Source organism: Sulfitobacter sp. UBA4523 (genome assembly GCF_002388305.1).
GTDB lineage: Bacteria > Pseudomonadota > Alphaproteobacteria > Rhodobacterales > Rhodobacteraceae > Sulfitobacter > Sulfitobacter pontiacus.
In genome coordinates this window covers 7,884-8,170 of sequence record NZ_DGMH01000028.1, presented here as the reverse complement: position 1 = coordinate 8,170, position 287 = coordinate 7,884, and the positions used below count along the sequence as shown (strand labels likewise).

Below are 287 nucleotides of genomic sequence, written 5' to 3'. Positions count from 1 at the left end.
ACACGGGTTTAGATATCCTTGCTCAGGTCCATACCAGCATAGAGCTCCGCGACCTCGGCCTCGTACCCGTTGAACATCAGCGTCGGGATCCGCTTGGAGAAAAGACCGCCACCGATGACCCTTTCACTGGCCTGCGACCAACGGGGGTGATCGACCTCGGGGTTCACATTACTATAGAAGCCGTATTCCCCTGCATTCGCCTTGTTCCAACTGGTCGGGGGCTGAGTATCCGTGAGGGTGATCCGCACCACGGATTTGATCGACTTGTAGCCATATTTCCACGGCAC

Annotated in this window: 1 pseudogene; it reads right to left on the bottom strand. The window is 56.4% G+C overall.

Annotated elements, in window-relative coordinates:
- Positions 1–8 precede the first annotated feature (8 nt).
- Positions 9–287, bottom strand: a pseudogene (locus tag B3849_RS07275) (mononuclear molybdenum enzyme YedY); the annotation flags it as partial.